26 protein-coding genes are annotated in these 22961 nt (G+C 49.1%); 19 read left to right on the top strand and 7 right to left on the bottom strand.

Going from position 1 to position 22961, the window contains the following annotated elements; all coding sequences use genetic code 11:
* Positions 1-20 precede the first annotated feature (20 nt).
* Positions 21-347, bottom strand: coding sequence for a DUF1476 domain-containing protein (locus tag QQL65_RS15140; protein ID WP_284365836.1), 327 nt, complete (start codon positions 345-347; stop codon positions 21-23).
* A 267-nt stretch (positions 348-614) separates the two neighbouring features.
* Here QQL65_RS15140 and purC point away from each other — a divergent pair, with 267 nt between their 5' ends.
* The 12 genes from purC to QQL65_RS15200 all read left to right on the top strand — a co-directional run bounded on the left by purC (position 615) and on the right by QQL65_RS15200 (position 11278).
* On the top strand, positions 615-1379 hold the full coding sequence (purC, locus tag QQL65_RS15145) for a phosphoribosylaminoimidazolesuccinocarboxamide synthase (protein ID WP_284365838.1): 765 nt from the start codon (positions 615-617) through the stop codon (positions 1377-1379).
* A 40-nt stretch (positions 1380-1419) separates the two neighbouring features.
* Complete coding sequence (gene purS, locus QQL65_RS15150; protein ID WP_284365840.1) at positions 1420-1662, top strand: phosphoribosylformylglycinamidine synthase subunit PurS; 243 nt, start codon at positions 1420-1422, stop codon at positions 1660-1662.
* 337 nt (positions 1663-1999) lie between these two features.
* Positions 2000-3079, top strand: a complete 1080-nt coding sequence (locus tag QQL65_RS15155; protein WP_284365843.1) for an acyltransferase family protein — start codon at positions 2000-2002, stop codon at positions 3077-3079.
* A 164-nt stretch (positions 3080-3243) separates the two neighbouring features.
* A complete protein-coding gene (purQ, locus tag QQL65_RS15160; RefSeq protein WP_284365844.1) occupies positions 3244-3933 on the top strand; it encodes a phosphoribosylformylglycinamidine synthase subunit PurQ in 690 nt (229 codons plus the stop codon).
* Positions 3934-6141, top strand: a complete 2208-nt coding sequence (gene purL, locus QQL65_RS15165; protein ID WP_284365845.1) for a phosphoribosylformylglycinamidine synthase subunit PurL — start codon at positions 3934-3936, stop codon at positions 6139-6141.
* Positions 6142-6176: 35 nt separating this feature from the next.
* Positions 6177-6407, top strand: coding sequence for a BolA family protein (locus QQL65_RS15170; RefSeq protein WP_284365846.1), 231 nt, complete (start codon positions 6177-6179; stop codon positions 6405-6407).
* A 5-nt stretch (positions 6408-6412) separates the two neighbouring features.
* Positions 6413-7039 (top strand): HAD-IA family hydrolase, encoded by a 627-nt coding sequence (locus QQL65_RS15175; protein ID WP_284365847.1) that lies wholly within the window; start codon positions 6413-6415, stop codon positions 7037-7039.
* A 207-nt stretch (positions 7040-7246) separates the two neighbouring features.
* Positions 7247-8107 (top strand): GNAT family N-acetyltransferase, encoded by an 861-nt coding sequence (locus QQL65_RS15180; protein ID WP_284365849.1) that lies wholly within the window; start codon positions 7247-7249, stop codon positions 8105-8107.
* A gap of 56 nt (positions 8108-8163) precedes the next feature.
* Positions 8164-9084 carry a GNAT family N-acetyltransferase gene (locus QQL65_RS15185; RefSeq protein ID WP_284365850.1) on the top strand — a complete coding sequence of 307 codons (921 nt, stop codon included), beginning with the start codon at positions 8164-8166 and terminating at the stop codon, positions 9082-9084.
* A gap of 95 nt (positions 9085-9179) precedes the next feature.
* Positions 9180-9515, top strand: a complete 336-nt coding sequence (gene grxD, locus QQL65_RS15190) for a Grx4 family monothiol glutaredoxin (RefSeq protein ID WP_284365851.1) — start codon at positions 9180-9182, stop codon at positions 9513-9515.
* Positions 9515-9976: a YtoQ family protein gene (locus tag QQL65_RS15195; RefSeq protein ID WP_284365854.1), complete on the top strand. Its 462-nt coding sequence runs from the start codon at positions 9515-9517 to the stop codon at positions 9974-9976. The genes grxD and QQL65_RS15195 overlap by 1 nt, the downstream gene beginning before the upstream one ends.
* Before the next feature lie 87 nt (positions 9977-10063).
* Positions 10064-11278 carry a multidrug effflux MFS transporter gene (locus QQL65_RS15200; RefSeq protein WP_284365857.1) on the top strand — a complete coding sequence of 405 codons (1215 nt, stop codon included), beginning with the start codon at positions 10064-10066 and terminating at the stop codon, positions 11276-11278.
* On the opposite strand, the gene QQL65_RS15205 is transcribed toward QQL65_RS15200, so the two are convergent.
* Positions 11275-12213 (bottom strand): AEC family transporter, encoded by a 939-nt coding sequence (locus QQL65_RS15205; RefSeq protein ID WP_284365859.1) that lies wholly within the window; start codon positions 12211-12213, stop codon positions 11275-11277. The genes QQL65_RS15200 and QQL65_RS15205 overlap by 4 nt on opposite strands.
* A 254-nt stretch (positions 12214-12467) precedes the next feature.
* On the opposite strand from QQL65_RS15205, the gene QQL65_RS15210 reads away from it, so the two are divergent.
* Both QQL65_RS15210 and QQL65_RS15215 read left to right on the top strand, forming a co-directional pair.
* Complete coding sequence (locus QQL65_RS15210) at positions 12468-13694, top strand: multidrug effflux MFS transporter (RefSeq protein WP_284365861.1); 1227 nt, start codon at positions 12468-12470, stop codon at positions 13692-13694.
* 88 nt (positions 13695-13782) lie between these two features.
* Entirely contained in the window at positions 13783-15009 is a 1227-nt protein-coding gene (locus QQL65_RS15215; RefSeq protein WP_284365862.1) for an MFS transporter, read from the top strand.
* Here the strand turns inward: QQL65_RS15215 and ttcA are convergent, their stop codons facing one another.
* Both ttcA and QQL65_RS15225 read right to left on the bottom strand, forming a co-directional pair.
* On the bottom strand, positions 15010-15852 hold the full coding sequence (gene ttcA / locus QQL65_RS15220; RefSeq protein WP_284365863.1) for a tRNA 2-thiocytidine(32) synthetase TtcA: 843 nt from the start codon (positions 15850-15852) through the stop codon (positions 15010-15012). It abuts the gene before it with no gap.
* Positions 15853-15935: 83 nt separating this feature from the next.
* Entirely contained in the window at positions 15936-16313 is a 378-nt protein-coding gene (locus tag QQL65_RS15225; protein WP_284365864.1) for a cupin domain-containing protein, read from the bottom strand.
* Between the two features lie 280 nt (positions 16314-16593).
* On the opposite strand from QQL65_RS15225, the gene sbmA reads away from it, so the two are divergent.
* Complete coding sequence (sbmA, locus tag QQL65_RS15230; protein ID WP_284365867.1) at positions 16594-17817, top strand: peptide antibiotic transporter SbmA; 1224 nt, start codon at positions 16594-16596, stop codon at positions 17815-17817.
* A gap of 72 nt (positions 17818-17889) precedes the next feature.
* Here the strand turns inward: sbmA and rpsD are convergent, their stop codons facing one another.
* A complete protein-coding gene (rpsD, locus tag QQL65_RS15235) occupies positions 17890-18507 on the bottom strand; it encodes a 30S ribosomal protein S4 (RefSeq protein ID WP_284365868.1) in 618 nt (205 codons plus the stop codon).
* Between the two features lie 372 nt (positions 18508-18879).
* On the opposite strand from rpsD, the gene QQL65_RS15240 reads away from it, so the two are divergent.
* From QQL65_RS15240 to QQL65_RS15250, 3 genes are read left to right on the top strand one after another with little or no spacing between them, the layout of a single operon-like run.
* Positions 18880-19236, top strand: a complete 357-nt coding sequence (locus tag QQL65_RS15240; RefSeq protein WP_284365870.1) for a GntR family transcriptional regulator — start codon at positions 18880-18882, stop codon at positions 19234-19236.
* Positions 19233-20117, top strand: a complete 885-nt coding sequence (locus QQL65_RS15245) for an ABC transporter ATP-binding protein (RefSeq protein WP_284365872.1) — start codon at positions 19233-19235, stop codon at positions 20115-20117. Before QQL65_RS15240 ends, QQL65_RS15245 begins: the two co-directional genes overlap by 4 nt.
* Entirely contained in the window at positions 20114-21010 is an 897-nt protein-coding gene (locus QQL65_RS15250; protein WP_284365874.1) for a hypothetical protein, read from the top strand. The genes QQL65_RS15245 and QQL65_RS15250 overlap by 4 nt, the downstream gene beginning before the upstream one ends.
* 31 nt (positions 21011-21041) lie before the next feature.
* On the opposite strand, the gene QQL65_RS15255 is transcribed toward QQL65_RS15250, so the two are convergent.
* Complete coding sequence (locus QQL65_RS15255) at positions 21042-21857, bottom strand: RNA methyltransferase (RefSeq protein WP_284365876.1); 816 nt, start codon at positions 21855-21857, stop codon at positions 21042-21044.
* A gap of 50 nt (positions 21858-21907) precedes the next feature.
* Positions 21908-22474, bottom strand: coding sequence for a GNAT family N-acetyltransferase (locus tag QQL65_RS15260; protein ID WP_284365878.1), 567 nt, complete (start codon positions 22472-22474; stop codon positions 21908-21910).
* Positions 22475-22538: 64 nt separating this feature from the next.
* On the opposite strand from QQL65_RS15260, the gene QQL65_RS15265 reads away from it, so the two are divergent.
* Positions 22539-22955, top strand: a complete 417-nt coding sequence (locus QQL65_RS15265; protein WP_284365880.1) for a GFA family protein — start codon at positions 22539-22541, stop codon at positions 22953-22955.
* The last annotated feature ends 6 nt before the right edge of the window (positions 22956-22961 follow it).

A 22961-nucleotide genomic window follows, 5' to 3' on the forward strand; every position in this document is an offset into this window, starting at 1 on the left:
AACTTGTAGATTTGGCCGACTTAGTTGGTTGGCTTAAATGTCTCTGCGACTTCTGCGTAAAGCGATTTCATTTTGCTGCGCAAATCATCGTCTGAAATTGAAACACCTTTTGCGTCAAAATCACCACGCACTTTGCGGAAAACGTCTTCGTCGCCAGCTTCTTCAAAGTCAGAAGAGATAACTTCACCAACGTAAGCTTCGATCTCAGAAGCAGCGCTCATGCCCAGTTGTTCTGCCGCCCACTGACCCAAAAGCTTGTTGCGGCGCGCTTCAATTTTGAATTTTGTCGCTTCGTCATGCACAAACTTTGCTTCTGCTGCCTTTTCGCGATCATCAAATCCGGACATATGTTCGTCTCCGTTTATAAGGGTTGAGCCCTTTGGCCTCGTTACCAACGAGATAGAGCTAATAGGCGAATAAATCAACGATACATTGACCATTTCCGAGGTGATTTTTACTGGTTTTGATCGAATTCGCATTGATTGGGGTCAAATTTACGTGGAACGCCAACTGTTCTCGCCTCAATCAGTGATAAATTACTTGCAATTAAACCCCAAAAAGGCGCATGAAGCGCCCAACAGCTTTTAACTGAGTTCAGAATCACGGGGAACAAGATGAACCGTCGCCGCAAAATCTACGAAGGCAAAGCCAAAACCCTCTATGAAGGTCCAGAACCAGGCACGCTGGTTCAGCACTTCAAGGATGACGCAACTGCGGGCAACGGCGCCAAGCACGAGATCATCGAAGGCAAAGGCGTTCTGAATAACCGTATTTCAGAATACATCTTCACCAAGCTAAACGAATTGGGCATTCCAACCCACTTTGTTCGCCGTATGAACATGCGCGAACAGCTTATTCGCGAAGTCGAAATCATACCGCTTGAAGTTGTTGTTCGCAACATCGCGGCTGGTTCGATTTGCCCTCGTTTGGGTCTTGAAAGCGGCACTCGCCTGCCCCGCTCGATTATCGAGTTCTACTATAAAGATGACGCGCTGAACGATCCAATTGTTTCAGAAGAGCACATCACCGCTTTTGGTTGGGCGAACCCTCAAGAGCTTGATGACATCATGACTTTGGCTGTGCGCATCAACGACTTTTTGTCTGGCCTTTTCATGGGCGCCGGCATCCAACTTGTCGATTTTAAAATCGAATGTGGTCGCCTTTATCAAGACGACACAATGCGCATTGTTTTGGCTGACGAAATCTCGCCAGACAATTGCCGGCTATGGGACGCAAAGACCCAGCAAAAGCTAGATAAAGACGTCTTCCGCCAAGGAATTGGCGATCTTGTCGACAGCTACCGCGAAGTCGCGCAGCGCCTCGGCATCCTTGTTGAATCAGAAAACGCGCTGACCACCGGCCCGCGTTTGGTAAAATAACTGGCCATCGGGCCAATAGATGAATTGAATGGTACATCAAATGAATGCACGTGTATTCGTCACCCTAAAAAATGGCGTTCTTGACCCTCAGGGCAAAGCAATCGAAGGCGCACTTGATAGCCTTGGTTTTGAAGGTGTTGACGCGGTTCGCCAAGGCAAAATCTTTGATCTCAAGGTCAATGCCTCTTCAAAAGAAGAAGCAGAAGCAGAGATTGCAAAAATGTGCGAAAAGCTTCTTGCCAATACAGTGATTGAAAACTATTCAATCGAGCTGCGCGATTAACCACGCATTCAGTTTGCGTTCAGCCAAACTGAAATATTCCTGTTATGAATTTGAATTAAATGCTCAAGGCATCGGCTTTGGGCACGTTGGAGTTGTCATGTTAAAATCTATTTCTTTGTCTCTTATGTTTTTTCTAGCAATGGGTATTTGGGTCGCCGCCTATGGGACTTTGCCCGCCTAAACCAGATTTCAGATACCAATTCGATAAAGTTTTACGCGTTAAGATTACCCGTTAATCACACTCACCAAAACCTGCCTCTCTCACATCCTCGTGATCGCACCTATCGTTAAAATCTGGTAAATTCAATTCAACGCATATGTAATGAGGAGCGTTGAAATGGATCAGACGAAACGGCTTGATTGGGTTGATGCAGCAAAAGGCATATCAATCCTGCTTGTGGTGATGCTGTACGCCACCAATGGCGCGGGCGAAGCGACAAACGGCGTTGGTGCATTTCACTATATTATTGGGTTCGCAACCCCTTTCCGCATGCCAGAGTTTTTTCTGATCTCAGGCTTGTTCCTCGCAAATGTAATCGCACGCCCTTGGGCTAAGTTTGCCGACCGGCGCGTCGTTCACTACCTCTATTTCTACCTTTTGTGGGCAGCCATCCATCTCATTTTGAAAGTTGGATTGGCATCTGCTGACCCTGTTGGAGCCGGTCAACAGTTTGTTTGGGCTTTGGTTCAACCCTATGGCGTTTTGTGGTTCATCTACGTGCTTGCTCTAACCGGCATTGCAGCAAAAGTTGTTACCGAACTTCGCATACCGCATTGGCTGACATTTGCCGGCGCTGCAGCCCTATCGATGGCGCAGTTCGATACGCCAAGCTATGCGTTTGACCAATTCGCTCGCTACTTCGTGTTCTTCTACGCAGGCTACGCGCTTGCACCAGTGATCTTCAAACTCGTTAGCCGCGCTATCGCAGCTCCTGTTATTGCAACAACTGGATTACTGGCATGGGCAGCGTTGAATGGTGCTCTGGTATTCACACCGGGCTTTGTGGCTGAGCCTGGGCATTTCACCATGGGATTGGCAGAAAACCCATTGCTCGAGTTTGCACTCGCACTGTCAGGCTCAATTGCGCTGTGTGTTCTAGCTGGATTGCTCTCGAAGGCAAAATGGATGGGCTGGCTCACATTAATTGGCCAGCGTTCCTTGGCAATCTATGTCGCCTTCGTTATTCCACTTGGATTCTCACGTTTGGCATTGGTGAAACTCGGGCTAATTTCTGACACCACCATGTTGAGCGCAGTGACCATGATCATTGCACTGATTGTGCCGCTTGCCGGTTATTGGGTCATTCAAAAGGTCGGATTTGGCGGCTTTTTGTTCAACAGACCGCAATGGGCAACACTGTCTCAAAACGGCAAAAAATCTGACCATTCAATCAAATATGGTGCGCCCGCAGAATAACCGATCAATAAAATGTCATAAAAGCAAAAAAAGAGGCTCAGCACACCGCTGGGCCTCTTGCTTTTTACCTCAGTTTTCCGTCAAAGAAGGGCAAAAGTGGCCGTCGCCTTTTTTTACGTCATGCCACGCCCAATCCAGCACTCAACACCCAATGGGGACTGAACATGAAATCAGCTGTGATTCTCTTTCCTGGTCTGAACCGCGACCGGGATATGCTTGCCGCATTAGAAAAAATCACCGGACACAAGCCACATGCTATTTGGCACGGTGACGCCGAATTGCCCAAAGTCGACCTGGTGGTCGTACCTGGCGGCTTTTCCTATGGCGACTATTTGCGCGCAGGCGCCATCGCAGCACGGTCCCCAGCACTTGCCGAAGTGAAGAAGCACGCAGACGCTGGCGGTTTGACATTGGGTGTTTGCAACGGTTTTCAAATCCTCACTGAAGCGGGTCTGCTCCCCGGCGCGCTGATGCGCAATCGCGATTTGAAATTCCTATGCAAGACAATCCATCTAAAGGCAGAAAACACAACAAGCGCATTCACCAACCAATATGCTGAAGCACCAGTGTTCCCCTGCCCGATTGCCCATCATGATGGCAACTATCAAGTTGATCCAGACGGTTTGAAAGAATTGCAGGATAATGATCGGATTGCATTTAGATATTGCGATGCGGATGGGAACACATCGCAAGCGGCAAATCCAAACGGGTCAATCGACAATATCGCAGGCATACTCAATAAGCGCGGCAATGTGCTTGGCATGATGCCACACCCTGAAAACCTGATTGAAAAAGCGCATGGCGGCATCCAAGGCCGTTTCATCTTTGAAAGCCTTGTGAAAGCGGTGGCATAAATGCTCAAGAATATCGACATCGAAATCACCAAAGACCTTATCGCTGAACACGGCATTAATGATGAGGAATATGCAAAAATCCTCGAACTGATTGGTCGCGAACCAACCTACACCGAACTTGGCATTTTTTCTGCAATGTGGAACGAACACTGTTCCTACAAGTCGTCAAAGATCTGGCTCAAGACTTTGCCGACCAAAGGTGACCGAGTAATCCATGGACCAGGTGAAAACGCTGGTGTTGTTGATATTGGTGACGGGCAGGCAGTTGCTTTCAAAATGGAAAGCCACAACCACCCATCCTACATTGAACCATATCAGGGCGCAGCAACCGGCGTCGGCGGTATTCTTCGCGACGTGTTCACCATGGGCGCACGCCCAATCGCTGCGATGAACGCTCTGCGCTTTGGTGCACCAGAGCACGAGAAAACCCGCCACCTTGTATCCGGCGTTGTTGAAGGTATTGGCGGCTACGGCAACTCATTCGGAGTACCCACAGTTGGCGGCGAAGTTGAATTTGACCCGCGCTACAATGGCAACATCCTGGTAAACGCGTTTGCTGCTGGTCTGTTGGACACCGACAAAATCTTCTTGTGCGCCGCAAAAGGCGTTGGTCTGCCCATCGTATATCTTGGTGCCAAAACCGGCCGTGATGGCGTTGGCGGCGCTACAATGGCTTCTGCTGAATTTGGCGATGACATTGATGAAAAGCGCCCAACCGTCCAGGTTGGTGACCCGTTCACTGAGAAATGCTTGCTAGAAGCATGCCTTGAATTGATGGCCACCGGCGCGGTGATCGCCATTCAAGACATGGGCGCAGCTGGTCTTACCTGCTCGGCTGTTGAAATGGGCGCACAAGGCAACCTTGGTGTTGAATTGAACCTCAACGATGTGCCAACGCGCGAAGAAAACATGACACCATACGAGATGATGTTGTCCGAAAGCCAAGAACGCATGTTGATGGTTCTTGACCCCGAAAAAGAAGATATCGCCAAAGCTGTCTTTGAAAAATGGGAATTGGATTTCGCAATCGTTGGCAAAACAACCGACGATTTGCGCTTCCGCTGTATTTATGACGGCATGGAAGTGGCAAACTTGCCAATTAAAGATCTTGGCGACGAAGCACCAGAATATGATCGTCCTCGTTCTGAATATCCAGCGCCTCCGGCCCTTGGTGATATTCCAGCCGATATTGACCCTGCTGCGTCACTTATGACGCTAATTGGCAATGCCAATGGCGCATCTCGCCGCTGGGTCTGGGAACAGTATGATACGCTCATCCAAGGCAACTCGGTGCAAATCCCAGGCGGTGACGCCGGTGTGGTACGCGTTGAAGGCGCAGACGGCAAAAAGGCCCTCGCCTTTTCAGTGGACGTGACCCCGCGCTATTGTGAAGCAAATCCGCGCGAAGGTGGCAAGCAAGCAGTCGCTGAATGCTGGCGTAATCTATCGGCAGTGGGTGCCCTTCCTTTGGCTTCAACTGATAACCTCAATTTCGGCAATCCAGAAAAGCCTGAAATCATGGAACAGTTCGCCCAATCAATTTTGGGCATTGGCGATGCGTGCCGCGCACTCGACTTCCCAATCGTTTCTGGAAACGTGTCCTTGTACAACGAAACAAACGGTATTGGCATTCTGCCAACCCCTGCCATTGGCGGCGTCGGCTTGATGGCCGATTGGTCAAAAATGATGACTCAAAGCTTCAAAAACGAAGGCGATGTGATTCTTTTGATTGGCAAAAATGGCACCCATCTTGGTCAGTCTGCATTTTTGCGCGACTGCCTTGGACGGATTGAAGGTGACGCGCCAAAAGTTGACTTGGACGAAGAAGCAAAGAACGGTGCATTCGTACGCGGCTTGATCGATGCCGAGCTGCTAACTGCATCGCATGACCTATCAGATGGTGGGCTGGCGGTTGCTTTGGCAGAAATGTCGATTGCAGGCAATTTGGGTGCGACAATAAATGTTAGCACAGATCTACAAACTTTGTTTGGAGAAGACCAAGCGCGCTATTGCATTACAGCTAATTCTGCTAATATCGACTCAATTCTGGCGCGCGCGTCTGAGCAAAATGTCACCATCGTCCAATTGGGAACAGTTGGCGGAGACCGCTTGATGTTTGGCGATGCGTTAAGCCTGAAGGTAACAGATATGCGTGTAGCACACGAAAGCTGGTTCCCTGACTACATGACGGCGGAAGCAGCGCAGTAGCTGCAACGCAAAAAATCAAAGGGAAAAGGCAATTTATGTCTATTGGCACCGCAGAAATTGAACGCTTGATCACCGAAGCAATCCCCGGCGCAGATGTGCATGCGGAAACTGACGATGGTCATCACTATACAGCAACTGTTGTTGCAGATGCGTTCAAAGGCAAAACCCGCGTGCAGCAGCACCAAATGGTCAATGCTGCGCTAAAAGAAGTGTTAGATAGCGGCGCGTTGCACGCCCTCGCTCTTAAAACCAACGCACCGGAATAATTTCGGTGCGTGCCGTCCTTTTTGATGTGGATGGCGTGCTCATCCACTCCCTATTCCATCCAGATGCCTCCCGAATTCGAAACTGGAAACAGCATCTGGAGATGGATTTTGGCATCGCCGTAGAAGACTTCAAAAAGTTCTTCCAAACCAACTATCAAGGTGTAGCCACGGGTGAACGCTCTATCGTGGCAGCTTTGGACGAATTTCTGCCTACAATAGGCGCAGAACATGTCAACAGCCTCGACCTCTTGGAATACTGGTTTAAAAACGACACGCCGCTGAACCGTCCCCTACTCGACGGCATAAAACAACTCCAGCGCAAAGCCGATGTGAAGCTCTATCTTGTCACCAATCAGGAACACTTGCGCGCATTCTTTTTATGGCACGAGCTCAAGTTAAGTCACATATTTGATGACATGTTTTACTCCGCAAGATTAGGCTGCAAAAAGCCGGACCCAGCTTACTTTGAAAAGGTGACTGCGCTGCTTGGCGACCAAAGCACTGCCCCATTGTTTTTTGACGATAGCAAAGGCAATGTTGAAGCTGCGACTAATCATGGTTGGGAGGGCGTACATTTCCTCACGGAAAACGACTTCTTCAGCCACCCTTGGGTCAAAGAGCAACTAGAGTAACACGCGATCCTGAACTCCTATCCTTACCGAGGAGCTGGGACAAAAAGTGCAGAAATCGATCTGTCCACGCCGTCCGCAAGTCTGTGCTCTTTGACGTTTAGCAAAAAAAGATAGATGCTGAACCCGAGCGAGGATTCGAATCGTACTTAGACTTTATTCAAAAAATAGCATTCTTCATTTTCCGCAAGCGAAACAGATTTGGAGAAAATGACTATAAAAATTGTCCCAATTGCTGATGATCATTGGGTAAAGTTGCCCGATATTCACCGTGCCGCGATTCTTGCGGTTCCCGACAAGTTTTATGACGAAAGCACCAGGAAAAGCTGGGCAACGGGCCTTATCCCCGAGGGATATATTCATTCAGCAGAAGACGGAGAAGTATTCCACGTCGCGCTCGATGACAGCGAAAACCCAATAGGCTTCTGCGGTTTTCGTGGGTATGAGATCACCGCAATATTTGTAGCACCAGACCACCAGCGCAAAGGTGTTGCCACAGCCCTTTATAACAAGGCCATTGACGAATTGTTGAAAGGACGCCCGGCGCAAATCACGTTGACCACCAGCTACACCGCACTCGCTTTCTTCGAAAAGCAAGGATTTGTCACCTTGCAAGAACGGGAAGAAATCACCCGGGGCGGCGCATTTATGCCGGTTTTTGACATGAAGGCCCCAATATCCTCTCCACCACACACAGGTCGTGAAGTTGAGCTGATGCAAGCAGGCAAGAAGAACATCGCCTACTTTGAAGATAGTGACCCAATTGAACAGTTTCGGCCCCATTTAACAACAGGTGAGGTTAAACGCTTCGTTTGGCAGGATCGTGCGGATCATCTAAAGCAACAACTGCAAGACAATGGCGAGTTGGACATCAATCCTGTTGCCCCGGTGATTTACTACCTTGCGCAGTTTGAAAACCAAAAAGACCGACTTGTAGCGCTTTTGCACAAACACATGATTGAAGGGCAATATGACAGCGCGGAAGAGCTGGAAATGGGTGAGTTGTTAGGTTATCCAAGCTACGCGATAAAAGCCTTTTTAGAGCGCATGCGAAATCGTCGCGAAGACTAATTTGATATGCCGATCACTGCGCGTATCATACCACCCCCTCAAAAAGAATCGCAAATATGAAACACAGCATGAACCCTTGGGACAATGGCTTCATCATCCGCTCTTGGGATGAGGAAGATGGCCAAGACATGGCAGCTTTGCACAGGCGCGCTATCCTTGCCACAAGCGACGAATTCTACACAAAAGAGCAACGCGAAAGCTGGGCACACGGGCTTACCGGCGAAGGCTACGCAAAAAGCGCTGCCAGCGGTGAAAACTTCATCATAGCGGTTGATGAGAATGACAAGCCCTTCGCCTTTTGTGGTTACAAAGACAATGAGATATGCGGACTTTACGTCACCCCTGAACATCAGGGGCGCGGCATTGGCAAACGGCTTTTTTTCCGCGCCTGCATAAACATGTTTCAGAAACAACCGGAAAAAATCATAGTCAGTTCCAGCGCACCTGCAGTCCAGTTCTACGAGCATTTTGGCTATCGAGTTGAAAGAGAAGTCACGCACGATACGCGCGGCGGCGTCAAACTCAACGCCTTCGATATGACCTCGGGCGAAATCGAATACTCCGACCTCATAGGGCCACACGAAAACCGCGAACTGTCGCTAATGCTTAAAGGCAAGAAGCGCCTAGCTTGGTTTGCTGATCTGGACCCAATTGACGTGTTCGCCCCGTATGTTGAAGAAGGCGTAATTTGCAGATTTGCGTGGTATGACTACACCCGAAATTTCTATGAGCAGTTCAAAGAAAACATCCGCGAAGGCGCTGTTATTGAGGTTGCGGCCATTTACTACCTTCCGGGTGAAGAAGCTCGGGTCGAGGAGTTCATGGAGCTAGTCGCAAAAAGGCATTCTTCGCCAGACTACAATTGGGAAAGAAAAATCGGCAAATTGCTCGACTATTCACCACAAGCGATCGACGCATTCATTGCGCAATTGCAAACACGTGCAACAAAAGGTGAAGAGAGCATTCTCGACAATTGAATATTGATCACTTAAATAGTGGACAACGAAATTCACATTTGCGGGCGGCGTACCCTTGCGTCTGCTTGATCAAAGGAACGCAAAAGGACAAAACAATGAGCGACATCAACGCATTCATCGAAGAGCAAGTTAAAAACAACGACGTTTTCTTGTTCATGAAAGGCTCACCAGATTTCCCACAATGCGGGTTTTCCGGTCAAGTTGTGCAAATCTTGAACTATCTTGGTGTTGACTATGCTTCCGCCAATGTTCTTGAGAGCGACGAATTGCGCGAAGGCATTAAAACCTACACCAACTGGCCAACGATTCCGCAACTTTACGTCAAAGGTGAGTTTGTTGGCGGTTGCGACATTATCCGCGAAATGTTCCAGGCGGGCGAATTGCAGTCGCACATGACCACGAATGGCATCACTGTTAAAGAAGCCAGCTAATGCGGCATTGGAACGTCTATCTATCGGGCGAAATTCATACCGATTGGCGACAAGAAATTGAGGCTGGTGCGGAAGCAGCTGGCCTTAATGTTTCGTTCTCATCACCAAACACCAATCATGCGGACAGCGATGATTGCGGTGTGGCCATTATGGGTGCCGAAGACAAGAAGTTTTGGCACGACCACAAGGGTGCAAAGCTGAACGCCATCCGCACCCGCACGCTGATAGAAGAAGCCGATTTGGTCATTGTTAGATTTGGCGACAAATACAAACAGTGGAACGCTGCATTTGATGCTGGGTTCGCAGCAGCGTCAGGCACACCTCTTGTTGTGATGCATGGTGATGATCATCAACATGCCCTCAAAGAAGTCGATGCTGCAGCGCTAGCGGTTATCGAAACACCAGCGCAAGCGGTCCAAATTCTTTCCTATGTCATCAATGGTGACATGCCAAAAGGCTAATTTACACGAATACTGAATTGGCGGGCTTGCGCTCTTTGCGCCCGCCATTCACTTTCGGGGCACTCCCTCCTTAAAGTCTTTGCCCCCATGCACCTCAATCCACATAAGAACAAAGTTGAGTTTATTGTCCTTATCGCTTTGATGATGGCCCTAAACGCCGTTGCGATCGACATTATGCTGCCTGCCCTGCCGATCATTGGCGACGAGCTGGGCGCAAAAAGCGACAACGACCAGCAGCTTATGCTGACGCTCTATCTTGTTGGATTCGGATTATCGCAGCTTTTCTATGGACCGCTATCGGACTCAATTGGCCGTCGACCCGTTGTCTTTATCGGCACCATTCTGTTTCTTGTGCCCGTCGCTGTTGCACCATTTTCGCCTGACTACAGCACCCTTTTGGCCTTACGCTTTTTCCAAGGGTTGGGCGCGGGAGCATCTCGGGTCATTGCCACCTCGATTGTCCGAGACAGGTTTGAAGGTCGCGCGATGGCGGAAATCATGTCATTGATCATGATGATTTTCATGGCAATGCCCATAATCGCCCCAAGTTTGGGGCAAGTCATAATCATAGTGAGCACGTGGCATTTCACATTTTTGTTCATGGCCGCCATGGCAATAATCACCCTATGCTGGGCCTATTTCAGACTTCCAGAGACGCTGCCACCAGACAAAAGGAAAAGCTTTTCACTTCAATCGGTTGCAACAAGCTTTTCCTTGGTGCTGAGACACAGATACGCAATTTCGCAAACGCTAGCGAACATGTTCTTGTTGGGCACTGTACTTGGATTTCTGGGCATTTCGCCATTGATCTATTTGAACATTTACGATCTTGGCGTGCTCTACCCGCTCATGATCGCATTCACTGCATCCAGCTTGGCAATTGCTTCGCTGATCAACTCAAGGCTTGTAAGGAAATTTGGCCCCGAAAGGATAGCCATTTCGGCAACCCTTGGCTTTGCCATTCTCGCCGCTCTTTGGAGCGCAACGGCATGGCAAATCGGCATATTACCGTTGTGGATGTTTATCGCCTTTCATCAACCATTGATGTTGTGTTTTGGCTTTGCTGGAACCAACCAAATCACATGCGCTATGCAACCATTAGGCAAAGTTGCTGGAACAGCATCGTCGACCATCGGCTTTTTCCAAACAGCTGGTGGCGCTGCCGTCGGCGCGGGCATCGGCTATTTCTATGACGGCACAATATTGCCGGTCACACTAGGATTTACGCTGTGCGGTGTGATTGCATTTACGCTAATGCTCTTGTCAAAACCAAAAGAAGTGCAGGCTGAACCCGCAAACTAAGCGAAGTAAACTTCACCTACCCAAATTGCAATCGGCACCGTGAGGAACGACAATACGGTCTGCACCGTCAGCGTCGAAGCGTAAAGTTCTGCGTCACCACCCATCTTCTTTGCCAATACATACCCATTCATAGCAGCTGGCACCGACGCAAGGATCAGCATCACTTGCGCAGAGAGCCCGGAAACGCCAAAGATCAAACACAAACCTGCGGTCAAAGTTGGAATGCCGATCAAACGGCCAAGCACACCAACCCACATTTCTTTACTCGGGCTAAGCGCAGCCTTCAGGCTCAGACCAGCGCCAAGCGCCAACAAACTGAGACCCAACGCGGCCTTGCCCAACAGGTCCAACATGGTCACAGCGGGTTTCCAAATGGGAATGCCAAACAAACTGATCAACAACCCAGCAACTGCAGCCATAAAGATTGGATTCTTAAAGGCGGTCACCGCGACGTTTTTGACGCTGAAATCGCCCTTGCCATTATAAACCACCAAAACAACGATATTAATGAATTGATTGATCGGCACCAAAACGGCAAATGAAAGCGCGATAACAGCTGCACCCGCCTCACCAAATAACTCGAGCACAATCGCAAGCGCGATAAAGCCGTGATATCGGCTAACTGTTTGAAATATTGTCGTATATTGAGGGTCTTTTGTTCCCCACACGGCGCGCAAAACCGCGCGTAACCCGAGCAACAAAATAGTCGTCAGAAAGACTGCCATCAACATTACAATTGTGACGGCACCAAGCTGTATTTGGCTAAAATCCGCTTTGATCAAAGTATGCGCGAGCAGCGCAGGAAACAGCACCCAAAAGCACAATTCATCAACAATTTGCCATTTATCTGCTTCGACAAAATTGCTTTTGCGTAAGCCAAAACCAATCATAACCAGCGCAAAAATTGGCAAAATATTCTCGAATGCGGTGAGCATGGGGCTTCCTTCAGTGACAAATGGGGCTAGGAAATTGGCAGGTTTTATATCGCTACGCCCATACTATGCGGGTGTCAACGATAGTTCAAAATTGGTCAAACCTATTGCCAAGGCCGTTTTCGCCTGACATTATCCAACAAGACATATTGATGTGCGCCACTTACCCTAGCGGCCCTGCACTTACCGACAGATCAATCAAGCCCAACCAACAGCCGCCAATCTTGCGGCTGCGCCGACGGTTCTCTGGAGCATAAATGAAAATCGCAAAACTAGACATCACCAACAACCGATACGAGTTCATCGCGCTAGCTGCCCTGGTCATGGCGCTCAACGCGCTGGCCATCGATATTATGCTGCCAGCCTTGCCAGACATTGGCGATGCAATCGCGGTCGTTAGCGAGAATCATCGGCAATATGTGATCACAAGTTTTCTCATTGGCTTTGGCATCAGCCAACTGTTCTTTGGTCCGCTTTGCGACGCCATAGGACGGCGCAAAACATTTTTCATCGGCGTAACGATTTACATTATCGCAGCGGTTCTAGGTTCAATGACTGAAAGTTTTGCAGCCATGATTACCATGCGTGTCATTCAAGGCATCGGCGCGGGTGCAACGCGCGTCGTTGCGCTGTCCATGGTTCGAGACAGTTTCTCGGGCCGCGCGATGGCAGAGGTCATGTCGCTGATTATGATGGTCTTTATGGTTATGCCCGTTTTGGCACCAGCGTTTGGGCAGTTGATTATTATGGTCGGCCCATGGCAATGGATCTACATCGCCATGGCCGCAATCGCGCTTGTTGCCTTAGTTTGGGTGACATTCCGTTTGCCCGAAACTCTAAAGCCAGAAAATCGCCGCGCATACCGACCAGATGTGGTGATTGACGGGTTCAGGATCGTGTTCACCAACAGATCTGCGCTAATGTACGGCTTGGCCAATATGGTGAAAATCGGCGCACTCTTTGGCTTCCTAACAGCGTCGCAACAAATCTATGGCGAACTATACGAACTTGGCGCATTGTTCCCCGTCGCATTTGGCTTCATTGCTCTAGTGATGGCCAGCGCATCTTTCGTGAACTCGCAATTTGTGGGCAGATTTGGCATGCGTTTGCTTTCACATGCCGCCTTGCTAGGCTTTGTCGCCTTAAGCGCAGTTTGGTCGGTGCTAGCCTATTTTGATGCGCTACCCCTTTGGTTGTTCATCGCTCTGCAAGCGCCAATCATGTTCCTGTTTGGCCTAACGGGGACAAACTTTAACTCGCTGGCCATGGAGCCATTAGGCAAAGTTGCTGGCACGGCAGCTTCTGTATTTGGCTTCATGCAAACCGCAGGTGGCGCGCTGTTGGGCACGTTGATTGGCCAATCATATGACGGCACAGTGCTGCCAATCGCCCTCGGCTATCTGATTTTTGGCTCCATCAGTGTGATACTTGTTCTAATTGCCGAAAATGGCACTTTATTCCAAGCGCATCACGACCCCATCTGATTTATTGATGGCTCAATTCGATAAATTGATTTGTGGCTGACGCGCCCCAGCGCTACCGTCAGCAACCGCTTTTGATAGGGTGAGAACCATGACAAACTCCAAATCCGCAGCTAGCGTAGCGCTGCCAATCATTATTGTCGCAGGCTGTTTCATCGCGATGGCTTCATTTGGGGTGCGCTCAACATTTGGGCTATTCACCCTGCCCGTTACCGCTGAGTTTGGTTGGGGTCGCGAAGTCTACGGCCTCGCCCTAGCGATTCAAAACCTTGTATGGGGCCTCATACAGCCAGTCGCTGGCGGCATGGCAGATCGATATGGCACCGCCAAAACGCTGTCCGCGGGCGCACTGATCTATGCCGCGGGCCTGCTGTTAATGGCACTTGGTGGAACTGAAGCAAGCCTTTATCTTGGTGGTGGTGTCCTTGCTGGCATTGGCATAGGCACGGCGTCTTTCGCCGTTGTAATGGCCGCGTTTGGTCGTGCGGTGCCTGCAGAAAAACGCAGCTTTGTATTCGGTATTGCCACAGCCGCCTCGTCAGCCGGTCAGTTTGTGTTCGCTCCAATCGGGCAGCAATTCATCAATTCCTTCGGCTGGCAAACGACGCTGATTTACTTTGCCGCAGTTCTGATGCTGATCTTGCCCTTATCGTTTGCGCTGAAAGGCAAAACCGAGCATTCCGCCGAAGACACCGAAGACCTCTCCGTTGTTGAAACGCTGCGACGGGCATTCAAGCATCGTTCTTACAATCTACTTGTTGCGGGATTTTTCGTTTGTGGCTTCCACCTTGCTTTCGTCACGGTGCACATGCCCGCTTATTTGGTGCAGTGTGGCCTTTCGCCAGATGTTGGCAGCTGGGCGCTGGCGCTTATCGGTCTATTCAACATTGTGGGCTCGCTCGGCGCTGGCTATTTAGGCGGAAAGGTGCCAAAACAGCTATTGCTCGCTTCCATCTATCTCTCGCGCGTCGTGGTCACGGGCTTGTTCCTGCTGATTCCAGTCAGCGAAGTTTCAGCCTATTTGTTCGCCGCGTTCACCGGCTTGCTGTGGCTAGCAACGGTCCCGCCAACTGCGGCACTGGTTTCAGGCTTCTTCGGCCCGAAGTATATGGGCATGCTCTATGGCTTTGCTTTTCTATCCCACCAAGTTGGTTCGTTCTTTGGGGTGTGGCTAGGCGGCATCGTGTTCGACCGCACAGGTTCATATGACCTTGTTTGGTATCTCGGCATTCTACTCGGTCTAGCGGCCACCGCATTGCATATTCCGATTAGCGAAAAACGATCCGAACGTTTCCAAGCGGCCATGCCAGCGCAATAGTTAGATTTTTGCGGGCGTGAGCTCAGCAAAATCAAACAATTGCGCATCGAGCATGTGTGAAGGGTTGATGTTGGCCAAGGCGAGCATCATCCGGTCCTTGCGCCCTGGGTCAGCCTTTTCCATGTCCGCAAGCATTTTCTTCGTCATCACGCGCTGCAATCCGTCTTGCGAACCGCAAAGGTTGCACGGAATGATAGGAAACTGCATTGCGTCAGAGAATTTTTGCAGATCGTCCTCAGCGCAATAACTCAAAGGGCGCAACAAAGTAAGGTCACCATCATCATTGAGAAGCTTGGGCGGCATCGCTGCCATCCGTCCACCATGGAACATATTCATCAAAAACGTTTCAAGGATATCATCTCGATGGTGTCCGAGCACAACTGATAAGCATCCTTTCTCGCGCGCAATGCGATAAAGATTGGCGCGTCGCAAACGAGAGCATAAGCCACAGTAAGTCGCGCCGGTTGGCACCTTTTCTTTCACTATCGAATAGGTGTCACGATACTCAATATGGTGTTCAATGCCCAGTTGGTTCAAATAGTCAGGCAAAATATGCTGGGGAAAGCCCGGCTGCCCTTGATCCAAATTGCACGCCACAAGCTCAACAGGTAGCAAGCCCTGGGCTTTCAAATCCATCAGAAGTGCCAGCAAGCTGTAGGAATCTTTGCCGCCGGAAAGTGCAACCAACCAGCGCGCACCCTCTTCCACCATTCCAAACTGGTTCAATGCCTCACGCGTTTGCCGCAGCAAGCGTTTGCGCAGTTTCTTGAATTCAACGCTCTGTGGAATATCGCGATACAGATTGGTGAATTCATCGCCAATTTGCTGCTGCGCATTTGTCATGGTTCAACACTGTCCCAATTTTTTTTGTGGGTGCAGCGATACGTTGTTTAGTTGCTTTTGAAAAGGGGCAAGACAGCGCGTCTTTAGGCAACACTTTTTTGTTGCTGCTCTTTCAACTTCATGTTGCGCAGATCTTCCAGCGAACGCCAGAAAATCACATAGGTCGCAAAATCCTTGGTGAAGTTTTCGAACTCATGCACAACATCGACGCCAATTGGCACCACATCGCCTGGCTGCATGTCATGCTTCTTGTTGCCCACCTTAAGATGGGCGCGGCCACGCATAACAATGTAAATGATGTGAACCCCGGGCGGAACCGGATACATGCCGGACTTTGGCGTATAGAGCTGAACCGACAGGGTATCACTTGCGAACGCCCGAGCGAACCAGACACCGTCAGGCCACTTTTTCGTCGGGGGACCGGGGATCCGGTCCATAAGATCATCAAATCCAATTCGCATTAATATTCCCTACCACGATCAATGAGCGTTTTTTACGCCATTGTTGTCCACCAGTATGCGCATAGACATCGCTTCGATACGGTTAATAACAAAACTCTTATTTAAATAGAGTGAAAAAACTGGAAACAAATAGACCGCTTTTTATCTATCACGCATTTTTGAACCTCAAAAAGCCATGCATTTTCATTAACATATTAATAGATTCAGGTATTTGCTTGCGTCTTTTGGAATATGAAGGAAGGATGACACTCACAAACGAACCACAAATGGGAGGTAGCTTGTGTTTCGATCATTCTTTCCAATGCCAAAGGTGTTTTTTGGCTCCGCAGTCATCTGGACAGCAATCTGTTTTTTGATTTGGTTCACTGCTGGACCAGCACTGCAAAGCGTGATCAGTCTCGATCCGCTAATAACCCCAAATGCAGGCGATGATTCAACGCCCTTTCTAACCAACCAAAAAGCATGGCTATATCAATATGTGGTCATGGGTGTGTATCTGTTTTGCGTGCCCTGGTACTTTATCCAAAGGCACAGATGGTACTGGTGGTCGGTTGTCGGCTCAGCAACGATTATCTTGATGCTGTTCGCAAACGTGCAGGTACAGGCATGGCTAAACGATTGGTACGGCGACTTCTTTAATCTCCTGCAAACTGCCCTTACCAGCCCAGGCAGTGTTGCCCCTGAAGACTATTGGGGGAACCTGATATTCGTAGCCTATGTTGCGGCGCCAAACATTCTTTTGATTGTGTTGATCAATTTCATAACGAGCCACTATGTCTTTCGCTGGCGTACCGCTATGAACTTCTACTACATGAATTTCTGGCCGCATCTTAGGCATATTGAAGGCGCGTCACAGCGTGTGCAGGAAGATGCAATGCGGTTCGCTGACGGAGTTGAATCGCTCGGCGTAAACTTCGTCTATGCAATGATGACACTTGCAGTTTTCCTACCTATTCTCTGGGGACTTTCCCAACAGATCACAGCATTGCCATTGATTGGCGAAGTTCCTGGGTCCCTTGTTTGGGTCGCACTCATATCCGCATCATTTGGTACTGTCGTTCTTGCCGCCGTAGGCATCAAATTGCCGGGACTAGAGTTCAACAATCAAAAAGTTGAGGCAGCCTATCGCAAAGAACTCGTGTACGCAGAAGACCATGAAGACAGAGCGCAACCGAAAACCATCAAAGAGTTATATGCCGACGTGCAGAAAAACTATTTCAAACTGTACTTCCACTACCTCTATTTCAACTTGGTACGCTCGACTTACAATCAGGCTTCGAACTTCATAACTCTCATCGCGTTAGGTCCATCGATTTTGGCCGGAGCGATTACACTTGGAATCTATCAACAAGTGGCAAACGCGTTTGGGCGGGTAGAAAGCTCCCTGCAATACCTTGTCGACTCTTGGCCGGCAATCATCAAGCTGATGTCCGTTTACAAGCGTTTGCGCAAATTCGAAGCCGAAATCCCAAAGGATTCGCCTCTGCCAAAATCGCCGGTTTGATCCATTCAATCCCTAAACAAAAAGGCCGCCCATTGGGCGGCCTTAAAATCTCTTGAGTTGTGCTCGTCTCGATTAGCGAGAGTAGAATTCCACAACAAGGTTTGGTTCCATTTGAACCGGATATGGCACGTCTGACAAAGTCGGTACACGTGTCATAGAAACTGTTAGCTTGTCGTGGCTCACGTCCAAATAGTCTGGAACATCGCGCTCTGCCAATTGTGTTGCTTCCAACACAAGAGCGAGCTGCTTTGATTTTTCACGAACTTCAACAACATCTCCAACTTTCAAACGGTAAGATGGGATATTGACGCGTTTGCCGTTAACAAGCACATGGCCGTGGTTCACAAACTGACGAGCAGCAAAAACTGTTGGCACAAATTTCGCACGGTATACAACCGCATCCAAACGACGCTCCAACAAGCCGATTAGCAATTCACCTGTATCACCACGAAGACGTGTAGCTTCGCCATAAACACGCTTAAATGCTTTCTCGGTCATGTTGCCGTAGTAGCCTTTAAGCTTCTGCTTAGCGCGCAACTGAAGACCAAAGTCACTCAATTTGCCTTTACGACGCTGACCGTGCTGACCTGGGCCATATTCGCGACGGTTAACTGGGCTCTTAGGACGACCCCAGATGTTTTCGCCCAAACGGCGGTCAATTTTGTACTTCTGCGAATGACGTTTTGACATCGCTTTTCCTTTTTGTTTTCTCTTTAGTTACAGCGCCCTCCTTTGATTTCCTGAACCTTTGATTCAACAAACCTGACAGACTGTGCGAAAAACACATCAAACCGTTTCCGGCGGGCCAAATCGCTTTGTCCCTCATGAAAACCGACAGTCTCGGGTGCCCCTAATCACTCAAATAGAGTCATCAAGTGGCGCGGATGTACCGCTCTTCACCCCTAAAGTCAACGGTTTTCAGCCGTTTTTGACCATTTCCGCAGCAATTTCCCGGCGCAATTTTCGCACCTGCCAAATTATTTTTTGCCTTGCCCTTGCAATTTCCTGTTGCAATCCTGATTTGGTGTGTTACTACTGTAGCACACTAAATGAGTGAGACACATGAATCAATTCAATGAAACACAACCGATCTTTGTTCAAATAAGGACACGCATCATTGCCCTTATCCTGAGCAAAACAGCAGCTGAGGGTGAATCACTTCCTTCAGTTCGACAGATCGCCATGGACCTATCAGTGAACCCACTGACGGTCACAAAGGCGTATCAGTCACTTGTTGAACTCGGTGTCGTAGAGAAACGAAGAGGGCTCGGCATGTTCGTTGCTGAAGGCGCACGCGAAATATTGCTTAAACACGAGCGTGAGAAATTTCTCACCGAAGAATGGCCCCGAATTGTTACCCAAATCAAGGCATTAGACCTTGATATCAAAGAGTTATTGAAAGAAGAGGGCAAAAAATGACCAACCCAACTCCCCTCGTTAAAGCCTCGGCACTACGCAAAGGGTTTGGCAAAAAGGAAATCTTGCATGGTCTGGATTTTCAAATTGAACCAGGTCGCATCGTGGGTCTTATTGGCCACAATGGTGCGGGCAAAACCACAACATTAAACGCGCTTTTGGGGCTAACCGATTGCGAAGGTGACATTACTGTATTGGGCAAAAATCCTTATGCCCAACGTGCTGCGCTGATGAATGACGTTGCGTTCATTTCTGATGTCGCCAGTCTACCCCGCTTTTTGCGCGTTCGTGAGCTCTTCGATTTGCTCGACGAGATTCACCCAAATTTCTCTAGGGAGAAGGCAAATGGATTTCTTCACGGAACGGACATCCGCGCTGATGCAAAGATTAAAAATCTATCAAAAGGTATGGTCGCTCAGCTGCACCTTGCTGTCGTCATGGCGATCGATGCTCGGCTTCTAGTCTTAGATGAACCAACCCTTGGTTTGGACATCACCTACCGCAAACGCTTCTATAAGCGATTGCTTGAAGACTATATGAACGAAGAACGCACGCTTTTGATCACCACCCACCAGGTGGACGAAATAGAATTTATGCTGACAGATCTGATGTTTATCCGCGATGGACATCTGGTTTTGGACAGCCCAATGGAGGAAGTTGGCGAACGATACGCTCAACTTGTCGTCCATCCTGACTTTCTGGAAGACGCTAAGAAGCTCAAGCCAGTATTTGAAGAAACCAAATTTGGTCAAAACATCATGATTTTTGACGGTGTCGACCATGAAAAACTAAGCACAATGGGCGACGTTACAATTCCCACTGTTTCCGATCTATTCGTCGCTCTAATGCAGCGCGACACGGCTCACCAAGGAGAAATGATATGAGATCTTGGGTCGCCCTCGTCAAACGAGAATTCTTAGAACACCGCGGCGCATTCTTGTATGCGCCAGCAATTATCACGCTGGTCGTAACAACAGTACTGGCCATTGCAATTCTGATGAACCAACCAGAATTTGCGGCAGAAGCCGGTGAAATGCCTGGCAGCGTGCTGTTTTATGAAGTCACTTTCATGGCAACATTTTTGTTGTGGGCCATGTATATGCTCATTGCGCTGTTCTTCTATTTTTCCGACGCTTTCCACTCGGATCGCCGCAACAACTCCATGTTGTTCTGGAAATCGATGCCAAAAAGCGATCTAGAAATTCTTGGATCGAAGGTCTTGTCGGGCTACACAATATTCCCACTCGCCATTGGCTTTTGGGTCATGGTAACCGGCGTTATCGCTTATGTCTTTGCGCAAGTGATTGACATGGTTGTTGTTTTCTACACAGCGCCGAGCATCATGCAATTCATCAACAGCTACATTCAAGTACTTTTGGTTGGCTCATTCTATGCACTGATCGCACTATTATGGTACGCACCAATCTTTGGCTGGGCAGCATTTTTGGGCACATTGTTCAAGCGTTGGAGCATTCCACTATTCTTCGTAATCCCGGCGCTTGCTGTTCTCCTAGAACGTGTGATCAACATCCGCGACCTTGCTTATGAAAGCCAAATATTGCGGTTTATCCAATTCCGTTTGGAAATGGTTGGCGAAGACGATGTGTCATTCGACCCAGAAGTTTGGATCATGAGCAACACAAAAATCGATGCATGGGGCATGATCAGCTATGGCTTCACGCAGATTGATTGGCTCCACATGGTAATTGGCTGGGCAATTCTTGGTGGATTTATTTATCTCGCTAGCGAATATCGCCGTCGACTAATTGAAGCCTAGTTGAACTTCAAAAAGCTCTAACGAAGGACGCCTACTCGGCGTCCTTTTTTTGTTTATATTTCGACTGATCACGCTTTGGGTTTGGTCGTTCATGACGCCGATCCAGCGCAGCAACCACACCGCGAAACGTCCGCACTTCTTGTACGTTCATTTTGGCGCGCGCAAACATTGCCCGCAGGTTTGCAACCATGGATGGTCGCTTGCCCGGAGTCTTGAAAAAATTCACTCGATCCAATGCTTCTTCAAGGTGCAACATCAGTCCAACCAAATCTTCGCGCGTCGCCGGCTGCTCTTCAGGTCCTTCAAATGGCAAACTGTCAGCACCATTGAAGGCGCGACGCCATTCGTAAGCAAGAACCAATACAGCCTGCGCGATATTCAGCGATGCAAATGCGGGCTCAACCGGAAGCGTCACGATTTTGTCGCACAGCGCAACCTCATCATTATTGAGGCCCCAGCGCTCACGACCAAACAGAATGCCAACCTTCTCACCGTTCTTAATCGGCGCAACCATTTCGTCAGCGGCAACGTCCGGACCAATGACAGGTTTGTACATATCCCGCGATCTAGCCGTCGTCGCGTAGCAGCGGGTTAAGTCGGCAATTGCCTCTTCTACCGTGTCAAACACCTGCACGCGATCGATTACATGGTCCGCCTTTGACGCGGCTGCCCGAGCTTTGTCGCTTGGCCAACCGTCACGTGGGTTTACAATACGCATATCCCACAAGCCAAAATTGGCCATGGCACGCGCCGCTGTACCAATATTTTCGCCAAGTTGCGGTTCACACAAAATAATCGCGGGCCCCGCTTTTAGCTCTAAGCCCTTTGTGCTGTCGGTACCTGCCATTTATCGCTCCAATAATTGAGGGCGATGAATGGGCCAAACCGCAAAAAAGATCAAGGGTGCAGTTCAAGCCATTCGCGTTGCAATATTGCGTAAATGAGCAGCTCATCCCACTCACCTTTAAAGATCGCCTGCTCTTTGAAATGCGCTTCGCGCCGCATGCCAAGCTTTTCCATTAGTCCCCATGAGGGCGCATTTGCAGCGGAGCACTTGGCCTCAATTCGATGAAGGTTTGCGGTCTTAAAGGCGGCATCCATCAGCGCAATTGCTGCCTCTTTCGCATACCCCTTGCCTTGAAAACGTGGATTGAGCACATAACCGATTTCCCCTTGCCGCGCCTCTACATCTCTAGAGAACAACAAGAATTCGCCAATCATCTCACCGGTTTCCCTAAGTTCAACATGCAAAAACAGTGGGTGCCCATCTGGGGTGAATTCCGTGAACCCAAGCCGTCGAACCATTGACTTTCGTATTTCGTCCTCGTCGCGCGGTTCATACGGCAAATAGCGACAAACTTCTGGATCGGCGCTGTACTCCATCAAAGCCGCCACATCATCTTCACGAGCCAGACGCAAAATCAACCGGTCAGTTTCGAGCGGCAATTCAAATGGCAATTTCATAAACAAACTATCCAATATTCGTTTTTAAGTTGCATCCAAACAAAATGATCGGCAAGCTGAACATATGAATGAATTGAGTGCAACTTCATGCGCTTGCGGCGCTGTTACGGTCAAAATTTCTGGTGAGCCACGCACAACAATGCTGTGCGCATGCAAAGACTGTCAAAAAGCCACTGGCACTGGACATAGTGCACTAGCGCTTTTCAGCGACGACCATATCGAAATTGAAGGCGAAACCAAGTCTTTTTCAGTTACCGCAGATAGCGGTGCCACCGTGGACCGAAAATTTTGCCCCAATTGTGGCACACCAATTTTTGGCATAAGTGGCCGCGTACCCATGCACAAGCTTTTGCCAGTCAGCATGCTGGGCGAAGACGCTCAAAACTATCAACCACGCGCAATGATATTCAATCGATCCCATTATGACTGGGACATTGTTGATCCCGAATTACCGAAATTTGAGAAATATAAAGAGAAGTAGAAAGGT

This window comes from Maritalea porphyrae, from assembly GCF_030159895.1.
Taxonomy (GTDB): domain Bacteria; phylum Pseudomonadota; class Alphaproteobacteria; order Rhizobiales; family Devosiaceae; genus Maritalea; species Maritalea porphyrae.